17 protein-coding genes and 1 pseudogene are annotated in these 17,162 nt (G+C 59.5%); 2 read left to right on the top strand and 16 right to left on the bottom strand.

Going from position 1 to position 17,162, the window contains the following annotated elements; translation table 11 throughout:
- Positions 1-47: 47 nt before the first annotated feature.
- Positions 48-1,127 carry a LacI family DNA-binding transcriptional regulator gene (locus GSQ89_RS34490; RefSeq protein WP_158932643.1) on the top strand — a complete coding sequence of 360 codons (1,080 nt, stop codon included), beginning with the start codon at positions 48-50 and terminating at the stop codon, positions 1,125-1,127.
- Here the strand turns inward: GSQ89_RS34490 and GSQ89_RS34485 are convergent.
- The 9 genes from GSQ89_RS34485 to GSQ89_RS34445 all read right to left on the bottom strand — a co-directional run bounded on the left by GSQ89_RS34485 (position 1,117) and on the right by GSQ89_RS34445 (position 8,786).
- Positions 1,117-2,163, bottom strand: a complete 1,047-nt coding sequence (locus GSQ89_RS34485; RefSeq protein ID WP_158932642.1) for an ABC transporter substrate-binding protein — start codon at positions 2,161-2,163, stop codon at positions 1,117-1,119. The two genes, GSQ89_RS34490 and GSQ89_RS34485, sit on opposite strands and share 11 nt — an antisense overlap.
- Before the next feature lie 28 nt (positions 2,164-2,191).
- Positions 2,192-2,695, bottom strand: coding sequence for a nuclear transport factor 2 family protein (locus GSQ89_RS34480; protein ID WP_158932641.1), 504 nt, complete (start codon positions 2,693-2,695; stop codon positions 2,192-2,194).
- Positions 2,696-2,707: 12 nt separating this feature from the next.
- Positions 2,708-4,153 carry a M81 family metallopeptidase gene (locus tag GSQ89_RS34475; protein ID WP_256367370.1) on the bottom strand — a complete coding sequence of 482 codons (1,446 nt, stop codon included), beginning with the start codon at positions 4,151-4,153 and terminating at the stop codon, positions 2,708-2,710.
- Between the two features lie 31 nt (positions 4,154-4,184).
- Positions 4,185-5,183: an ABC transporter ATP-binding protein gene (locus GSQ89_RS34470; protein WP_254073514.1), complete on the bottom strand. Its 999-nt coding sequence runs from the start codon at positions 5,181-5,183 to the stop codon at positions 4,185-4,187.
- A 64-nt stretch (positions 5,184-5,247) separates the two neighbouring features.
- Positions 5,248-6,051 (bottom strand): ABC transporter permease, encoded by an 804-nt coding sequence (locus GSQ89_RS34465; protein WP_216856553.1) that lies wholly within the window; start codon positions 6,049-6,051, stop codon positions 5,248-5,250.
- Positions 6,026-6,907, bottom strand: coding sequence for an ABC transporter permease (locus GSQ89_RS34460; RefSeq protein WP_158932638.1), 882 nt, complete (start codon positions 6,905-6,907; stop codon positions 6,026-6,028). Before GSQ89_RS34460 ends, GSQ89_RS34465 begins: the two co-directional genes overlap by 26 nt.
- A 124-nt stretch (positions 6,908-7,031) precedes the next feature.
- On the bottom strand, positions 7,032-7,478 hold the full coding sequence (locus GSQ89_RS39630) for a transposase (protein WP_371734329.1): 447 nt from the start codon (positions 7,476-7,478) through the stop codon (positions 7,032-7,034).
- A gap of 14 nt (positions 7,479-7,492) precedes the next feature.
- Entirely contained in the window at positions 7,493-8,227 is a 735-nt protein-coding gene (locus GSQ89_RS34450) for a transposase (RefSeq protein ID WP_158932637.1), read from the bottom strand.
- Complete coding sequence (locus GSQ89_RS34445) at positions 8,202-8,786, bottom strand: hypothetical protein (RefSeq protein WP_158932636.1); 585 nt, start codon at positions 8,784-8,786, stop codon at positions 8,202-8,204. The genes GSQ89_RS34450 and GSQ89_RS34445 overlap by 26 nt, the downstream gene beginning before the upstream one ends.
- Before the next feature lie 225 nt (positions 8,787-9,011).
- On the opposite strand from GSQ89_RS34445, the pseudogene GSQ89_RS34440 reads away from it, so the two are divergent.
- A pseudogene (locus GSQ89_RS34440) lies at positions 9,012-10,184 on the top strand (hypothetical protein); the annotation flags it as partial.
- Here the strand turns inward: GSQ89_RS34440 and GSQ89_RS39625 are convergent.
- The 7 genes from GSQ89_RS39625 to GSQ89_RS34405 form a co-directional block, all read right to left on the bottom strand.
- Positions 10,123-11,007 (bottom strand): IS110 family transposase, encoded by an 885-nt coding sequence (locus GSQ89_RS39625; protein ID WP_158932634.1) that lies wholly within the window; start codon positions 11,005-11,007, stop codon positions 10,123-10,125. The pseudogene GSQ89_RS34440 and the gene GSQ89_RS39625 sit on opposite strands and share 62 nt — an antisense overlap.
- Before the next feature lie 381 nt (positions 11,008-11,388).
- The gene (locus GSQ89_RS34430) at positions 11,389-12,132 is read right to left on the bottom strand and encodes a glycosyltransferase family 2 protein (RefSeq protein WP_158932633.1); all 744 of its coding nucleotides are present in this window, start codon (positions 12,130-12,132) and stop codon (positions 11,389-11,391) included.
- A gap of 47 nt (positions 12,133-12,179) precedes the next feature.
- Positions 12,180-13,064 carry a glycosyltransferase family A protein gene (locus tag GSQ89_RS34425; RefSeq protein WP_158932632.1) on the bottom strand — a complete coding sequence of 295 codons (885 nt, stop codon included), beginning with the start codon at positions 13,062-13,064 and terminating at the stop codon, positions 12,180-12,182.
- Between the two features lie 33 nt (positions 13,065-13,097).
- Positions 13,098-13,976 (bottom strand): glycosyltransferase, encoded by an 879-nt coding sequence (locus tag GSQ89_RS34420; protein ID WP_158932631.1) that lies wholly within the window; start codon positions 13,974-13,976, stop codon positions 13,098-13,100.
- Positions 13,977-14,060: 84 nt separating this feature from the next.
- Positions 14,061-15,194 carry an FkbM family methyltransferase gene (locus tag GSQ89_RS34415; RefSeq protein WP_158932630.1) on the bottom strand — a complete coding sequence of 378 codons (1,134 nt, stop codon included), beginning with the start codon at positions 15,192-15,194 and terminating at the stop codon, positions 14,061-14,063.
- Between the two features lie 138 nt (positions 15,195-15,332).
- The gene (locus GSQ89_RS34410; RefSeq protein ID WP_158932629.1) at positions 15,333-16,343 is read right to left on the bottom strand and encodes a class I SAM-dependent methyltransferase; all 1,011 of its coding nucleotides are present in this window, start codon (positions 16,341-16,343) and stop codon (positions 15,333-15,335) included.
- Positions 16,344-16,571: 228 nt separating this feature from the next.
- Positions 16,572-17,063, bottom strand: a complete 492-nt coding sequence (locus GSQ89_RS34405; RefSeq protein WP_158932628.1) for a hypothetical protein — start codon at positions 17,061-17,063, stop codon at positions 16,572-16,574.
- Positions 17,064-17,162: the final 99 nt, after the last annotated feature.

Raw genomic sequence — 17,162 nt, 5'->3', positions numbered from 1 at the left:
CCGAACCGCCGCACGTGACATTTCGGCGCACTTACGGGGGTGGATACGTGTCGTTGCAGCACCGACTAAAGGGCTCGCCTTCGATCGACGTGGTGGCGGAGCTGGCACGCGTGTCCAAAGCCACGGTCTCGCGCGTCGTCAACGGCCAGGTTGGGAAGGTGTCGGATGCGACACGCCGCCGCGTTCAGGCGGCGATAAACAAGCTCAACTACGTCCCCTCGCGCGCCGGTAGTGCCTTACGGAGCGGGCGCAGCGAGATCGTGGCGCTCGTTATCCCCGATCGGTTCAACACCTACAACCAGGCTATCGCCGGATCACTCGAGCGGGCGCTGCGAGAGCATGGCAAGATCATGGTCCTGTGCACGACTGACGAGTCTCCCACGCGGCAGGATGAAGTGCTGCGGGAAATGCGGCTGCAGCTCGCCTGCGGCATTGTTCTCCTGGGTGCGGTGGAGAGCCCGGGGCTGCGCCACGCAGTCGAGAACGCTGAGCCCATCGTCTTGGTGAACCGTCGCTTTCCCGGCCAACTGGATGCCCCATTCATCGGCACCGATAACCTGACCGCTGCCGCCGCTGTCGCCGACTACTTTGTAGCGAATCGGCTGGAGCCGGTCACCGTCGTCCATGGTCCGCTTGCCTCCTCAGCGACGCGTGAACGCGTGTGTGGCTTCGTCAAGCGCTTCCGCGCCACGGCGCAATGTCCCGGCGCGGTGACCTGCGTTCCGCTGACGGATTTCAGCAAGGAAGAAGGCTATCTTCGGAGCAAGCCGCTGTTTGCAGGCGCGGAACCGCCGCGATCGATTTTCTGCACGAGTGACGAGATTGCCTATGGCGTGGCCCGTGCCGGCCGGGAAGTCGGGCTTCAGCCGGGACGCGACATCACGTTGTTCGGCTTCGACGGCAGCCCGGTCAACGAATTCCTGGCACCCTGGCTCGGCACCGTGCGCGTCGCGCATGAGGCGTACGGCCCAGCGATCACGAACTTGCTGCAAGCCTTTTGGCAGGTCGCCGCGCCGGACCAGAGCGAGGTGCTGATGATCCCCTACGACCTCGTCTCGGCCGACTGCCTGCACCTCGGACCGGATGCTGTGGGGGCCAGCCGCGCGCCCGAACGTTTCAGCCGATGATCTCGCGGTTCCAGCGGTCGATCCACTGTGCTCGGTGCTGATTGACGCTTTTCCAGTCAGGCCGCCGGATCAGCTTCAGCGCCTCTGCTCCATTCGGCACGATACGTCGTGTTTTTTCGTCCAACGTCGCCTGCTGGTTGACCGGAGCGACGAAGAATGTCCGCGCATTGTCGGCCTGCACGCCGGCCCCAATTGCGAAGTTGACATATTTTAACGCCATATCGAGGTTTTTGGTGCCCTTCGCAATTGCCAGCGTGCCCTCCGCCATTACCGATCCCTCCTTCGGCATGGTCCAGGCGATCGGAGCGCCGCTCTCATTGAGCGTATTCGCGCGGTCCGACACCCATGGGGCGATTACTATGTCACCTTGTGTGAAGAGCTGGCTGACCTGCGCGTGCTGTGTCGGATAGGTCAGCACGTCCGGTTTCAGCTTGCGCATCGCGGCGAAGCCTGGATCGGCATTCTCGATGGTTCCGCCTGCCATCTGGTTGACTATCAGGAAGAACATCATGCCGACCGCGCCGTCGAGATTATAGACAGCCAGCCGCCCTTTGTATTTTGCGTCCCACAGGTCCTGCCATGAGGTGGGCGGCGTCTTCACCAGTTCGGTATTATACGCGATGACTTCCGGCACGTAGTAGATTTTCGTATAGGCATCACCCGCTACACGAAAGTCTGGATAGATCTGCTGCAGGTTCGGCACCGTGTCGAGGCTCAGCGGATGCACGAGCCCCTCGCCCGCCGCCTCAGTCGCCGCGACATCGTCCATCATGATGACATCTACGGTCGGACTGCCCTTCTGCGCACGCATGAGCGCCACGCTCTGGTAGGTCAGCCCCTCAACCACGCGGATCCGTACGCCGGGATTGGCACGCTCGAACGGCTCAATCACGGTCTTGTGCCAGCCGTCGAGAAAAGTGCCGCCGTTTACCGTGACGTCGAGTTGGGTTTCGGCGCGTGCGATGCGCGGTGCGAGCGCGACCACGGGCAGTGCGCTCGCCGCGGCAATCGCGGCGCGGCGGGTAATGTTGGGCATTCTGCGATCTCCATGGTTACGGATCCGATTATTGTGCCGATGACCAGGCCTGATTGAATGGCACGAAGAACTTCAGGCGGGTCTCGACACGGCTGAACAGCCACCGACCATCCACCTGCTTGTACTCATCGAAAGTGTAGCCCATGCCGTGCATTGCACGACCCGTTTCGTCCTCGGTGACGAACAGATGATGCAGCCAGCGTCCCGTCGCTGTCCCAGCCACCGGATCGACATCGATTACCGGATTGGTGAAGACGTGCATCGCGAAGACGAACGGCTTCGAGCGGAAGTTCTCGAACAATGCGGCGTGGCCCTTTACCGAACCAAAGACTCCGGCATGGAACTCACCGTCTTCTGTGAAGCAGTTTGCCTGCTGCCGCGCCACCTCATCCCGTTCATCACTCGACTTCTTCTGGTGCGCGTCGGTGTATTTGCCATCGGCGCATTCGGCATAAATCGCCTTCAGTCGTGTAATCTCGAGCGTGGCCTCGGCGATTGCCAGGCGTTCTTCGATGGATCGGTTCTGTTGCATTCGGGTATCCTGTCAGATGGTGGCAAAAGCGTCTTGGTCGCGCGGCCAGAACGGCATTTCGACATGCTGATAGCTGAGGGCTCGTGTGTCTGGATTGGAGGTGCCAGGTCCGGCGACATAGAGGACCTTGCGCGCGATCGGGGCGAAGCCGGCATAGAAGTGCTGCGTCGATTTCACGACGATGATATGCCGCGTCGCCGGGTCGAGCCCCAGTTGCGTCATCATGTCCGGGTGTCCCGTTTGAAAGCGATGCGTATTGAGAATAAGATCAATCCCCTCGCCCTGCACCCAGACCGTATCACCGATTGGGACCTGGAATCCGTTGAACGTCTGCGTTGCGTCGCGCTGGACTGCCATCACTCGCACCGAAAGATCCACTGGCTCGCCAGAATCCGGTCCGGCTTTGCCGCCCAATCGCAGCCGCAAAGTCCCGCCCACCCCAGCGGCGAAGCAGAAGCGCACCGCCACCGGGTCCCAGTAATTGGCACTGACGACGCTGGTCAGCCCGCGCTCGAGCATGCGGCGCAGGATGAAGGTCGAGTCGTTGGCCGCCCCGCAGCCTGCATTGTCCGATGTATCAGCAAGCACGACCGGTCCCTCCGACCGTATGGCTTCGTCGAGTGCCGCGTCGATCGAGAGATAATTCGGCCGGAGCGCCTCCCGCGTTTCCCAAAGCTTCGCGGCCAGCGAGTTAGCGAGCGTCTGAGCCTTGGCAGGGTCGTTGTCCGTTATGACGACAAGCCGTGCCGCGAGGTCCGCCACGTCGCCATGGGGAAAGCCGTGCGCGAGTGAGACAGAGAGTACGCCTTCGGTGCGTTCGGCCCGCCGCATCTCCGTTACGAAATCACGCATTGCTCCTGCGGTGGTCGGCAGATAGGCGTTGATGCCGCAACGCCGGACGGCGGTTGTCGGGACAATGGTCGCGGATGCGGCCCTTTCGGCCAGCGCAAAGACTTCGTGCGCCCGTTCGCCAATATCGGTGTGCGGATATTCCTTGTAGGTCACGACGACGTTGGCGGGCCGTGTCTTCGCCTCGGTCAGATGGACATGTAGGTCATATTCAACCCCGATCGTTGCCTTCGGCCCAGCCAGCTCGCGGACCCGCGCCAGCAGGTCGCCCTCGGCATCGGGATAACCCTCCGCGATCATTGCCCCGTGCAGCGAGAGCAGGACGATCTCGACAGGCAGGGCGCTCCGCAGATCGGCAAGAATTTCGTCGCGCAGCGCCTCGTAGGTCGCGCCTGCCGTCATGCCACCGGGCTCCGCGAAGGCAGAGAGGCTTTCGCTCACGCGCATCTGGCGTTCCTCAGCAAGGCGTCGCCAGACGCGGAGAGGCTCCGCGATCGGGTGGCGGCCGTTGGCAGCCCCGTTTCCGTGGCATAGCATCGTGTCGGCGAATTCCTGCATCCCGGTTGGGATCGGCGAGAAGCTGTTCGTCTCGGTGCCGAGGCAGGCCATGAAGAGATGCGTCATGCGTTTCCTTGTCGCGTCAGGATGGAAGCAGGATAGAGTCCGCGGGCGGCCAGGTGATTGCGACGGCCTCCCCCTCACAGAATTGCGGCACTGCGTGCCGACGTTGCACCTGGGCGCTCACAACCTCGCCCGATGGCAGCGTCACCAGATACTCAATGACCGAAGCGACGTGTCGGACGCGCGTCACGATGCCTGCGAGCGCGCCGTCGGTCGTAGGCGCCACAAACGCGATGCGCTCGGGCCTTACGGCGAGCGTGGTGGCAGACGGTGCATTCGTGGGCAGCGGTAGCACGTGGCCGCCGCGACAGCGGAAGACGCGGCAATCGCCCGGCCCTTCCACCGCACCTTCAAAGAAATTGGCTGCACCGATAAAATCGGCAACGAAGCGGGTGCACGGGTGATCGTAGATGTCGGCAGGCGTGCCGACCTGCTCCACCCGCCCCTTCGACATGACAACGATGCGGTCCGCCATCGTCATCGCTTCGTCCCGGTCGTGGGTCACGAACAGTGCGGTCACGCCGCTCTGCCGTTGCAGTCTGAGTATTTCGTCGCGCATCTGCTCACGCAGCTTAGCGTCAAGGTTTGACAGTGGTTCGTCGAACAGCAGCAGACGCGGGCGCAATGCCATGACGCGTGCGAGCGCGACGCGCTGCTGTTGGCCACCGGAGAGTTGGCGCGGGTAGCGGTCAGCCATGGTGCCGAGGCCGACGAGATCGATGACGTCGGCAGTGCGCTGGACACGCTCAGCACGCGCCAGGCGATGGCACTTCAGCCCGAACTCGATGTTGGCGCGGACCGTCATGTGCGGGAACAGGGCGTAGTTCTGAAACACCATGCCTATGTCCCGTCGCTCCGGCGGCAAACGGGTCACGTCGGCGTCGCCGACGAACACAGCACCTGCGCTCGGCGGCACGAAACCTGCCACCATGCGAAGCGTGGTTGTCTTGCCGCAGCCGGAGGGGCCGAGCAGGGCAACGAACTCACCCGGCGCAACGTCGAGGCTGACGTCGTGCACGGCCGCGAGATCACCATAGATTTTCGATAGGCCAACCAGGCGAAGATCCGCTGGGCGCCCCGCGCTACGCACGCTGCACCGCCAGGAAGCGCATGTACACCGGAACGCCGAATATGATCCAGGTCGCGATCAAGCAGCTCGAGATCGCCGAAATTGTTGGATCGCTCGAATACTCGATTGAAGAGAAAATACGGATCGGCAACGTTTGTAGGCCGGGTCCGGCGAGAAACAGGGTGACGACGAGTTCATCGAAGGAGATGATGAAGCCGAACAGCGCGCCGGCGAGCAGGCCGGGCCGGATGATCGGAAGTGTAATGAGGAAGAAAGTACGCAGCCGCCCCGATCCCAGGTTGCGCGCTGCCTCCTCGATCGAGCCGTCCAGGTCAGCAAGGCTGGCCATGACAAGACGTATGACGAAGGGTGTGATCAACACGGTATGTGCAGCGACCAGACCCGCAAAAGTCTGGGCAAGCCCGATGCGGGTGAAAGCAACCAACAGGGCGAGACCGAGCACGATTGTGGGAAACAGGATCGGTGACAGAAGCAGCGCCGAGATAACCACCTTGGCGCGAAAGCGGTGACGCACCAGCGCGAGCGCCGCCAGGGTGCCGATCGTCGTTGCGCAGAGCGTACTCACGAAGCTGAGGGCGGCACTGAGTTCGGTCGAACGAACTAGATCCGGGTTGCTTAGAAACCGGTCGAACCATTTCAGGGTCAGGCCGACGGGTGGGAAAACTGGGTACGGCGAGGTACCGAAGGCCGTCGCAACCACGACGATGATAGGGGCCAGCAGGTAGATCAGAATGACCGTGTTGACGACGCGCAGCATGTTCAGGCGCGCTTCATGCGAGGCGGCTTCGCCGCTCAACTAGCGTGAGCGCCGGGATCAGCAGCAAGGCGATGGCGACCAGCATGATGAAGGCGATCGCCGCCCCGAACGGCCAGTCGAGCAGCGCCATAGCTTGTTGGTAGATCACTGTCGGCATCAGCCTGACTTGCGCCCCGCCGATCAGGCTCGGCGTCACGAAGGCGCTGATGCTGAGCGAAAAGACAAGGATCGAGCCGGAGACGATGCCCGGCACTGCAAGCGGCAGGGTAATACTGAAGAACACGCGCATCCGGCTGCCGCCCACATTGCGGGCAGCCTCCACGACCGACGGATCGATGTTCAGCAACGCGGCGTCGAGCGCCAGCACCATAAATGGGAGCAAGACCTCCGTCAGCGCGATGACGACTCCGGATAGATTGTACATCAGCCGCAGGGGATGATCAATCCATGCCCATTGCAGAAGCGTGCGATTGATGAAGCCATTGTTGCCGAGCAGGATCATCCAGCCAAAGGTTCGGACCACGGCACTGGTCAGCAAGGGCATCAGCACACCAATGTAGAGTGCCGAGCGCCGCCAGCCGCGGGTGTGGGCGAGTGTGTAGGCGAGTGGAAAACCAAAAAGGAGGGTTAAGGCGGTGACGCACGCACCGGTTACGAGCGTGGACCCCAGGACCCCAAGATAGAACGGATCGGTTAGGAACTTCGCGTAGTTGCCAAGTTGCCACATGTTGAGGATGCCACGGCCCGGCTCGTAGGTCTTGAAACTGATGACTGCCAGGAGGCTGAGAGGCCCGACCATGAACAGCAGAAGCCAGGCTAGGTTGGGAGCCAGCAGGAGCCAGTGTGGACCTCGCTCGGTTCCAGGCGCCTCTTTCAGCAGCCGCGATGCAACCATCCCGATGCGGAAGCCTCCAATAGGGAAAACGATTTCATAAGCTAAGTTTCGTTAGCGTTCGTTGTCAAGCGAACGGCCATTTTATGTTAGCGCAACGCGAGAAGGATCTGGCGCGATCTCGGTGCTAGCCCGGCTCATGAAGCGGCATCACCCGAGCACGAAGCAAATCGATGCCGGCTCGGCCGTACATTGAGCGTTTGAGAGTTTTTAATCGATTGTTCTGCCCCTCCGCTTGCCCATTGCTCCATGATTCCAGCATAGCATTGCGAACCGCGCCGATATCCTGCCGCAACGTCTGCGCGAAACGCCGCATTTCAAAGATGCCGCATTGACGGGCATCACCCAGCCAGGCGTCCAGCTTCTCAACCGTCCCGCCACGAAGCAGACCGCGGAACCGCATCGCCAGTTGGCGCATCGTGGTGAATTCCCCCGAGGCCGCTTTGAGCACGTCGACGTTGACGATCTGCCGGTCAGTCATCTGGCCGCGTGGCTTGACGCAGAGCGCCGCCGCAGTCAATGGCGAGATCTGGTGCCCCGTCATTGGGTCCAGTGCTGGCAGCCGCAGTGGCACCTGCGCATCATGGTTCAATGCAGAAGACGCTTCTTTCGGCGCCCCACCGAGTGGCGCCGCAGCGTTTCGCCAGGGCGCGAGAAAACGCGCCAGATGGTCGTAGGAGCCGGGTAACCATGCTGATGGATCTCGGCGAGCAGGATCCGTACCGTGGTGATCCCTTCAGCCCATCGGCGCGCCAGGAGCGCCCCGAAATAGGCCGGGGTGCAGACTTTTGGTGCCATTGTATTCCGCTCCGGCATGGCGATGAGCCGCACCCAACGCTCGACACGGCGACGGCCCAGTCCCAGCTCTTGAGCGATCTCCCTGATCGTCCTGCCGGCCTCGAAAAGGGCTCTGATTTGATCGAACAAGGCTTGGCGTGCGGCGGTTCGGCCACGCCGTGTTGCTTCCTCGTGCTCCGCAACTTCGGATCGTCCGCGTGGAATGAGGACGCCCGTCCGCTCCGCCCCGCCTTCATCGGTTCCCGCGACAACCACTGTTCCCCGGATCGGCGCCTCAAACCGGCCAAGCTGCCGCTCGACGGTTTCCCTGAAGTTCTGCAGCAGATGGAAGCGATCGGCGACCTGTCCTGCCTGTGGTGCATCCTGCCGTGCACCATCGGCATAGAGGCCCGCTCGGTCCCGGTTGACGACCTCGACCTCCTTGTGCTTCCGCAACCAGTTTGCGGTGGATGCCGCCGAGCGATCCGCCAGGAGGTCGACCACCTGATGGCGTTCGAGGTCAACGATGACCGTTCCATAGCTCATTCCCTTCTTCCAGGCCCGACATCAATCCCGACCACTCGAACGAAGCTGGAACCAGTGTTAGTTTGATCGCGCCGCTTGGCACCCGCGTCTCGCTGATAAGTTGCTTTGACGTCTCGTCCAGACACACCACGGGACGGGCAGGATCATGCGGCCGCAGATAGACCTCCAGCACATGTTCCTGCCCCCTACAAAGCCGGCGTTGGCCTCCGGCGGGACGACCCATTGCTTCTGGAGGTGAGGCTTGAGCGTGTTTTTTTGGCATCCGGCTAATCGTGTTGTCGCTGGCGCGATCAACAATGTTCAGTTCAACAACAACCGATTCCAGTAGTTGCAATGTCCACCGCGCACGCCCTTTCGGCGGTGGGGAGCAGGCGAGCGAGATTAGCCTGGCCTCAGCTGCCCCATCGAAGATGCGCTTTCTGGCCGAGGTGGGGGAGTGGCGGCGCGTCAGCCCGACGGTGTCGATGCTGGTCTCCAGAGCCGCCGCGATCTGGCTGTCGTTCCAGCCCGCGCCGGCGTCGGACGCGTCAGCCTTCAACAGGATACGCGCCTTGAGCAACTGGCGTGCTCCGTGTTTGCCGCCCTGGATCAATGTATCAAGCCGCTCACGCTCCTCCTCGGTGAGCCGGACGATGAACTTGCATCGGGGACTGGCTCAAGATCGGGGGTCAGCGCCCTGACCGGATAAATTTCGGTCTATTCCTTGACCTGGAGTGGACGCGTGGCCTGGATCTTACGGTTGGTGAAAACCGGCGCAGAGGGTGACGGCCCGAGCACGGACGTCATGGAGATCGGCAAGCCCGACGATCTCGCTGATATCGCCCGTCTGGGTTTGAGCTTGGCCGAAGCCAAGCTGTTGCTGGCGGGGGTCCAACGGGAGATCGTCGCTGCTCAGGCCCGAGGCCATGTCCTTCGTCGCCCGGATTGTCGATGCGGCCGCGGTGTTTGCCGAGTCAAGGACTACCGTAATCATCTGATCGCCACGCTTTTCGGTCAGCTTACGGTGCGTCTTCCTCGATTTCGTTGCGACAGCTGTGGGGCAATCGAGGGTGGTGTCGACTGGCCATCGCATTGCCGGTCGACACCTGAACTGGATCAGCTTCAGGCTCATCTCTCTGCCCTCATGACCTATCGGACGGCGGCGGACCTGCTGGAGCAAATGTTTCCCGTGGGAGCCGGCAATGACAAACAGACCATGCGTCGCCGTACCCTGCGAGCCGGCGCCGCCCTTCGGGATTGTGCCGCGGTCAAGCCTGAAACGGCGACGCCGGCGATCGCGATCACCCTGGATTCCACGTTCATCCAGAGTTGCGAGGATGGAGAGCGCCATCTTGAGGTGCGGGTTGGCAACGTTGAAACGGAGACGGGTGGCCGCCAGGTTTTCGGTGCGGTCGCCAGATCCGACACGGACATCAAAGTACTGATCGGCCGGAGCCTCGACGCCGTCGGCCGAACAGAAGGCACCGTGTTGACGACCTTCACTGATGGGTGTCCGGGCCTTCGACGTATTCTTGCCGATGCCGGCATCATGGAATTGCCGCTTCTGGACTGGTTCCATATCGCAATGAGACTCCAGCACCTGAAGCAGATCGCCAATGCCCTGTCGGCCGATGATCCGGCGCGAGTGGCGGCGAAGGCGGTGATTGTGGAGGCGGTCGAGCGGCTGCACTGGCGGCTGTGGAACGGCAAAGCAAAGGATGCCCAAATCAGCCTCGATCGGATCCGCGCGGTCATGCATCATTTCCAGGGCGAGCCAGATAGCCGAAAGTCTATCGCGCCGTCACGACGGTTGTGGACGGCCTTGCGAGCGTTGGATGGTTATCTCATTGGTCAAAGCGACTGGCTGGTCAATTACGCCGAACGCCACCGCGCCGGATCGCGGAATGGAACCGCGATCACCGAAGGAACAGCCAATTTCCTGGTGAACCGGCGGATGAATAAATCGCAGCAAATGCGATGGTCGCGACGCGGCGCAGATCTCTTGCTGCAGGTTCGTTGCGCCGTCTACAACGGCACGTTCGGTTCCACCTACGGACAGAAATTCCAGCGAACGAACAGCGCTTCTCCGCCAAGGATGATCGCCGCCTAACCCCCAATCTTGAGCCGGTCCCGGTGATCGGACCCACGCCAGGGATCGTGGCCAGACGCTGACTAACGTCATTGGCCTTGTGCGCGGCGGTCAGTTTGACATCGATTTCCTTTATTTTGGTGTTGAGATCCTCAATCTGCCGGCGTAACAGGGACGCCATCTCCTTGACCTCAGGCGGAATGGCGGTCTCCTGCTCAATGGCGGCCAGCAGCGGGCCCACCTGGCGGAGCCCCTTGGCGGCGATCACGCCGAATTCGGTGGCATGGCCGCGGAGCGTATTAACCAGCAGAGTCCGCTGACCAACCAAGGTCTCGCGCACCTTCAGCACCATGCCCTGAGCCTGTTGCGCGACGGATTTCATCGGCACGAAACGCATCCCCGGACGCCCCGCGGCCTCGCAGATCGCTTCGGCGTCGTTGCGATCATTTTTGCTGCGTTTGACATAGGGTTTGACATACTGAGGTGGGATGAGCCGCACTGTATGGCCGAGTAAGGTCAGTTCGCGAGCCCAATAATGAGAGCCGCCACAGGCTTCCAGCGCGATGATCGACGGCGCAAGCTTCTTGAAGAACGAGATCATCTGCGTACGGCGAAGGTTGATGCGCAGAACCGGCCGGTCCTGCTGATCAATGCCGTGCAACGTGAATACGGCTTTGGACGTGTCGACGCCTATACGCTTATATTGGGTCATGGACGTGCTCCGGTCTTGGTTCCTAACAGCCCAATTCTGGCACCTGATGCCGCGGGGCCGTCCACCCCAACAAACATAACGATAGCTCGAAGCCCCTCTGCCCTGGGCAACTCAACCACCGTCAGGAACGTCATTGAAGATGGGCGTCAGAGCTCCGCTTACTGTTGTCGAACTCCCCGAGATAACGAATCTCGCCATCCCGACCCGCCTCAGCCACGGCAACCGCATTGCGCGCCTTGGCAGTATCGATTCCGATGAACACCTCACTACATTGCTTCATGGCTCGTCCTCTGTGCGTCGGGGCCCGGCCCACCCGGGCAACCCTCGCTCAACCCATACATGTGCGGCGAGCCACCTCAACGGCAAAGCGGACATGCGGTCTTATGCTTGGCCATCCCGTTCCTTGAGATTAGCCAGCAGTCCGCCGATCCATTCGGGAAGTTCTGTCCCGCTCCAGTTGCTCACGCCGGGCTTGGCATGCTGCAAATAATACAACTGGTCGTCGGACGGCTGATCGGAATTCTGGTGCCATGGCCAATGGCACGCTAGATAAGGAAAACCGCTGCGCATTGCGGACAGATCATAGCTAGCATTCGGTCTGTATAGGGCGAACGTCGTATCGAGATCAGCGTCAAACAGCTTAGGCGTGATCTTTTTCTTCCAGAACTGAGATTCCCACGCGATCACATCTCCTCTCAGCTTGTAATGCTTCGGCAGATCGTCGATCTTCAATCCGAATCCGGCCTTCGACTTGTTCGGATACGCCTGCAATGCGTCCCAAAAGAACTCCAGGACGTTCCGCGGACACTCCTCTATCGGCACAATGTCCGGATCAGTGAGCACAAAAGGACCTGTGATAGAAAGCCGCTCGAGAATCTTCGCATCCCAGAATGCGGTGTGTCCGACATTGGCATCCAGCCGGAGGACTCGAAGCTCTTTTCTCATGCTCTCGTAGAAATCGAGCAATGGCGGATATGACGAGTCATTATCTAAGACGTAAACTTGCTCGTATCCGGCATCGAACAGCCAATGTACTAAGCGCCGAAGTGGCGTAAGCAGATCCCGCGCGTTAATGAAGATAGGAATCGCTTTATATTCGATCCGCCGCCATGCTTTTTCAGCCATATGTCCGTGACCTTCGTGTTGTTAGGCCCAAGCTCTCAGCAAAACCTTTATGGCAATCGGCTGCTACGGGTTTTGATGACCTCTCGGAGCAACTCAGCCGCCGATAGTGCATCTGGTCGAATGACCGCTTGGCCCAAAACGGCGAGGACCGACTCGAGAGATGGCAACCGCTGGAGACCATTTATCGTTTGTACGTTTGGAGGAACCCTGACCTCAACTATTTTTTTTTCGGCGAGGCTAAAATCTGCATCCGAGTGCATAGCCAATCTCAATAGGAACATCGGTATCGACAATACCGATTCAGGTTGATCAGCAATCAGACAGTCTGGACCCAATCTTCGTCTGTCCGCGACGAATGAGTCCACCGCTGCAGACCCACCCAACACGAATTCCAGCCGCGACAAATGAAATACGGGGTCAGACTTGTCGGTCACCAACCAGTGCCGGTTGCCATAGGCGTGCCATGCGACCCGGACGCCGCCAAATGCTACAGGCGCCGACGTCGCCTGGAGTGAATTGATAAAAGCCGTGTAGCTGTGTTGGTAAATCAGGTTTTGGTGATGGAGCAAGGCTACGTAGCGGCCAGCCGCTCTCCGTAGTCCCGCGTTCACGAGGCACGGAGAAATCGATCTTGAAACGGCAGCCGGCACAGACACGACCCGAATAGTCGTATGATCCGGCCAGGGTTGCAACTTGGCCACTTCTTCGAGCCGAGCAAGATGGCTGGAGCCTAGGTCGGGCGTAACGAGAATCACATCCAGATACTCGTGATCTTGTGCCGCGATGCTGAACAACGCCTCGTCGAGGGATGTTAGATCGAATGGAGTATCGAATAATACGATCACACTAAGAACGTCGTCCACCTCGTGCAGCGACCGGGGGCAGTCGATTTCAGAGACTCTACACCGGTCCCGATCGAAACCAATTTCCATTTGCTTATGCTCAGGATTGGTAATGTTCAATATTCAACCCCAGCGCCGTGGTGAAAACACAAATCCATGTGCGAAAGTCACTGGGCTGCTATCTGCTTGTTCCGGCATCTGGCTCTCGGGAAGTGTGGCCAACGCGATTACCATTCCCCGTTCTATGATCTCCCGCTCGTAGCGGGCCCGCATCTCTGCCTGCCTCCATTTGTGGGCTAGATATATGGCAGACGTGTAATAATGCTTTTCCACACCGGGGTCAGGCTTACGATCGAGCACTGAATGGCCGAACAATGCCCGCGGCGCGACCCGTACCGAAAAGCCAGCACTTCGAGCGCGCCAGGAAAGGTCGACGTCCTCCATGTACATGAAGATGTTGGGGTCGAAGCCTCCGACTTTTTCATAAATCTGCCGGTTGATCAGCATACAAGCACCGGAGGCCCACAAGGTGAGGCCGGTCACAGGATCATATGGTTTAGGATGCTCCTCGGGGAACTGCCTAGCTTCAATTAGACTCTCGGGGTATTGTAACGACGTGTTACATAGTTCGATGATGAGATCATGATGCAGCAGCCCATCCGGATTGATGCAGATGAACGAGGATGTCTCCGCGTCAGCAAAAGCGGCTGACATGAGACGATTCATACCTCTGCCGAATCCAATATTCCCGATCGAGTCGATCGCGGTCCTTCGTACCGAACTCGTTCCCCATTCAGTTGGTGCGCCGCAATCGGTGGTAAAAACAACCGTCTCGTAACCATCAAATTTTGCTCGATTTGCCGCCATTTCCACAGATTTAGTCAAGCGTCGGACTTGTGACGGCGGGCTATTGTAGGTGACAATCCCTAGCGCAATGCGGCTGCGTGATAGGCTGGGTGCGCTTCCTTCCGTCGGGACATCGGCGTTCTCGGAGGTGGGCATTGTTTGCAATTCCATTCGTAGGAGAGGCGTTTGTTCGATGCTGGGTTTGATATCGCGAGGCAAGCGCGGCCAGAGCGCTTAACGCTATGCCCCGAGTCGCAGCAGGCGCACGATCCCCCTTTGTTTCAGACGATGTTCGTAGTCGTTGATTGTTTCGGTGTGGCGGCACTCATACCATTCCCGTTGCGTTTTGAGTAGCGCCTCATAGGCCGCAGAAATCCCTTTTTCGCGCTGGTTACCGCCTTCACGGGTTGCAGTGAGCAGCTTCTCGTATTGGTCATGGGTTGCAGTGAGCAACTTCTCATATTGGTCTACGATGTCTTTTTCGTGTTGTTCGTGCCAGCTTACACGCCGGGTGAGTTCATCGATTTGTCCCATCTTCGCATCTCCCGAATCTGACAAATGCTGAGCGTGAAACTTCAGAAGAACGGGAGCGAGGGTATTTACGAAGCTGTTATGTACGAACACGGTATTGAATTGGGCATCGGCGTATTCACGATCCCGCTTTACCGGAATGAAGCCTTTGTCGATTAACAAGGCTGCGACGTCGCCTCCGAGTTTCTGATCACGCCAAAATCGGAAGGACTCTGTTTCAATGAATATTGCGCTGGCATGCTGAAGGGTTCCCTCCGCCCCCTGTAGCACCTCATGTGCGGCGCCCTCGACATCGATCCACAAGGCAATCTTTCTTTCCCCGGAGCTCTCCGCGATGTGGTCTCGCAGATAAGTGTCTAGACGTACGGTTGTCACTGTACATTCTTCGTAGGTTGCTTGCTCATCCCTTTTGAGCAAAGAGGATTTCCCCGTGTCGGAGGTTTCCACCCCGGTCGTATCGACGACCTCTTTGCCATCCCAGCCCCGGGTGAGCGTCAAAGGAATGTATAGATTTGCCAAACCGTCTTTTGATGCCACTGCGACGTTCACCGGCTCGACACCCGCGGCTTGCAGCCGCTGTAGATATTGTTGGTGAATTCGCGGATTTGCCTCGAAGCTGATCACACGCGCCGCGGAAAAATTCTGTTTAGCACGTATCGCAGCCGAGCCGTCGTTTCCCCCGATGTCGCAGAACAGTGAGGGCGCGCCGATATTGCGGAGCAAATCAAAAAAGAAATCAACCAGCGCGTTATTCCCGGCGCTCCCAGGAGGAGGTAAATCCTGAGAAAGACCGATGTTCATCAGTAGGTAGATCAGGTCTCTTTCTACATCGACGTGGTTCATTCCCAGGTTACTCGCTTGTTGCAAAGTTCTCGAATTGGCCTGATGGCAACAGACAAAACGTCACTTCCGCGACAATTCGCCAAGCTAGAACAAATCTTTATAAAGAGCTATCTTGCAGGATCCGGACGAGACTTAAATCTATACTCTCGAAGTGTGCCTCCGCATGCTCCGGTAAAAAGGAACTGCCTTCATAACGGCGTATTTGGCAACCGGAAGTAGGAACGGAACTCGGCCGGCGAGCCGGATGGCTTTATCGACGGCTCGATACCTGATGCGTCCAAGCCGTGGGTCTGATGCTGTGGCCGCCGCGAGGGCCGCTTCCAGGCGAACACACTCATTGGTCTTGGCCGCAATCAACTCCTGCATATTTTCCCGCTGAAGGGAGATTTCGTACAGCTTTTCCAAGTTGCCGCCCAGGTTGGCAAAAAAGCGCCGGATGCGATCTGCTTTGTCCGGAGAGGCGGAAACCAGCGGCCACAGCTTGTCTGGAACCGATTTGCCAACCGCAATCAATCCCAAACCCCAACAATTGTAAAACGAAAAGCTCGGGTATTTCTGTTTGATCTCATCCCAGAACCGCCAGACCCCAAAGCTTTCCTGGTCGCGCACCTCGGTATCGTGGAAGATGATGACCCCGCGGTCACTCATCTTGGGAAGCCATGTTTCGTAATCGTGCTTGACGGCGTCATAAGTATGGTATCCATCGATATGAAGCAGATCGATAGAGCCGTCCTGGAACTGTGACAAAGCGTCGTCGAACGTTGACCGAAGCATCTTCGAGAACAGCGAATAATGAAGATCGTGATAAGCGCTCAGATCTTCAAATACCTCATGGGTGTAAAAGCTGGCGTGAGCGTCGCCCTGCCATGTGTCGACCGCGAAGCATTCTGTCGGCAGCCGGAGTTCCTTTACGGCTTGGCAGAATGCGCAATATGAAACACCCCAATGTGTTCCCAACTCGGCGAAAACGCGGGGCTCCAGAATGTCGACGAGGCACATCGCGAACGGAATGTGGCCAGCCCAGGCGGTGAACGCTGTATTCCGCAGCGGCGTGCGAGCACAGATGGGATGATTCAACGGATTGAAATCTAACGGCTCGCGTGAACTTAGAGGATTGGCTAAGCGCGAGGATCCGATCTGTTCATTCATCTGGTCACCTTGGAGACACCCTGAATGGCTGTAGGATAGAGAAGGCGGCTTCGTTGGAAGGTCAACTTGCTCAATGTCCAATCTGTGGCTGCTGCGGGATCACTCTCATGAAGCGTGATGACGGGCGTTTGATCAATGATCACGAATCACTTGCTTTGGCAAGATGAGGGCGCGCTTGTCGATTGCGATGCAGACAAGGGCTAAAGGTAAACGAGCCGTGAACTTTGATCACGCGGCCATCCTATCCCGCCCCAGGTTGAGGGACCGGCGCTTGCCGACAGTCGCGGCGGCCTGATCCCACAGGAAGTCGCGGAGAAGCCGATGTGTTCCGCAGCCAGGCGTCGTCCGGCACCCAGGCCGGTCGGCGCGCAGCGGCCGGCCTAGCGTCCACACCTCGCGCCGGCCGATCCGCTCGCTGTCGCGCAACGCGAGGTCCAGCGGGAGGTTGGTGACACCTTGGGCGGCGAGGCGGCTGATCAGTCCAACGCGCACCGGCGCCGACTCTGTCTCGGCCCTCGCATCGAGCCGGGCCAGGGCGACCGATGCAGCGGCGAGCGGGCCGAGCAGGGCGTCAGCCGGCTCATGCGGCTCCGGGATGGAGCGGGGAAGGCGCGGCCGGTCTCGGGCGGCGTCGGCATTCGGCTCGTCGGGTCCTGCCAGACCGGCCGGAACCAGGGACCAGGTCCATCCGCCGCCGTCTCCGGCTCCGCGTCGTCCCAAGGTCAGGGCTCCGAACTCAAGTTACGGTCCATAGACAGTTCAACCAATGGTTGATTCGATGCGGCATGTTTGGATTCGGAGCCACATGCCATGTCCCCC

The organism is Acidisphaera sp. S103, from assembly GCF_009765975.1.
In the GTDB taxonomy this organism is placed as follows: Bacteria; Pseudomonadota; Alphaproteobacteria; order Acetobacterales; family Acetobacteraceae; genus Rhodopila.
The sequence above is the reverse complement of the archived record's forward strand: the minus strand, read 5'-3'. Positions and strand labels throughout refer to the sequence as shown.

Coding starts and splice junctions, on each gene's coding strand:
- GSQ89_RS34485 (WP_158932642.1), bottom strand. CDS start 2,163: ATGCCCAACATTACCCGCCGCGCCGCGATTGCCGCGGCGAGCGCACTG.
- GSQ89_RS34480 (WP_158932641.1), bottom strand. CDS start 2,695: ATGCAACAGAACCGATCCATCGAAGAACGCCTGGCAATCGCCGAGGCC.
- GSQ89_RS34475 (WP_256367370.1), bottom strand. CDS start 4,153: ATGGCCTGCCTCGGCACCGAGACGAACAGCTTCTCGCCGATCCCAACC.
- GSQ89_RS34460 (WP_158932638.1), bottom strand. CDS start 6,907: ATGGTTGCATCGCGGCTGCTGAAAGAGGCGCCTGGAACCGAGCGAGGT.
- GSQ89_RS34450 (WP_158932637.1), bottom strand. CDS start 8,227: ATGAGCTATGGAACGGTCATCGTTGACCTCGAACGCCATCAGGTGGTC.
- GSQ89_RS39625 (WP_158932634.1), bottom strand. CDS start 11,007: ATGACCCAATATAAGCGTATAGGCGTCGACACGTCCAAAGCCGTATTC.
- GSQ89_RS34430 (WP_158932633.1), bottom strand. CDS start 12,132: ATGGCTGAAAAAGCATGGCGGCGGATCGAATATAAAGCGATTCCTATC.
- GSQ89_RS34425 (WP_158932632.1), bottom strand. CDS start 13,064: ATGGAAATTGGTTTCGATCGGGACCGGTGTAGAGTCTCTGAAATCGAC.
- GSQ89_RS34420 (WP_158932631.1), bottom strand. CDS start 13,976: ATGCCCACCTCCGAGAACGCCGATGTCCCGACGGAAGGAAGCGCACCC.
- GSQ89_RS34415 (WP_158932630.1), bottom strand. CDS start 15,194: ATGAACCACGTCGATGTAGAAAGAGACCTGATCTACCTACTGATGAAC.
- GSQ89_RS34410 (WP_158932629.1), bottom strand. CDS start 16,343: ATGAATGAACAGATCGGATCCTCGCGCTTAGCCAATCCTCTAAGTTCA.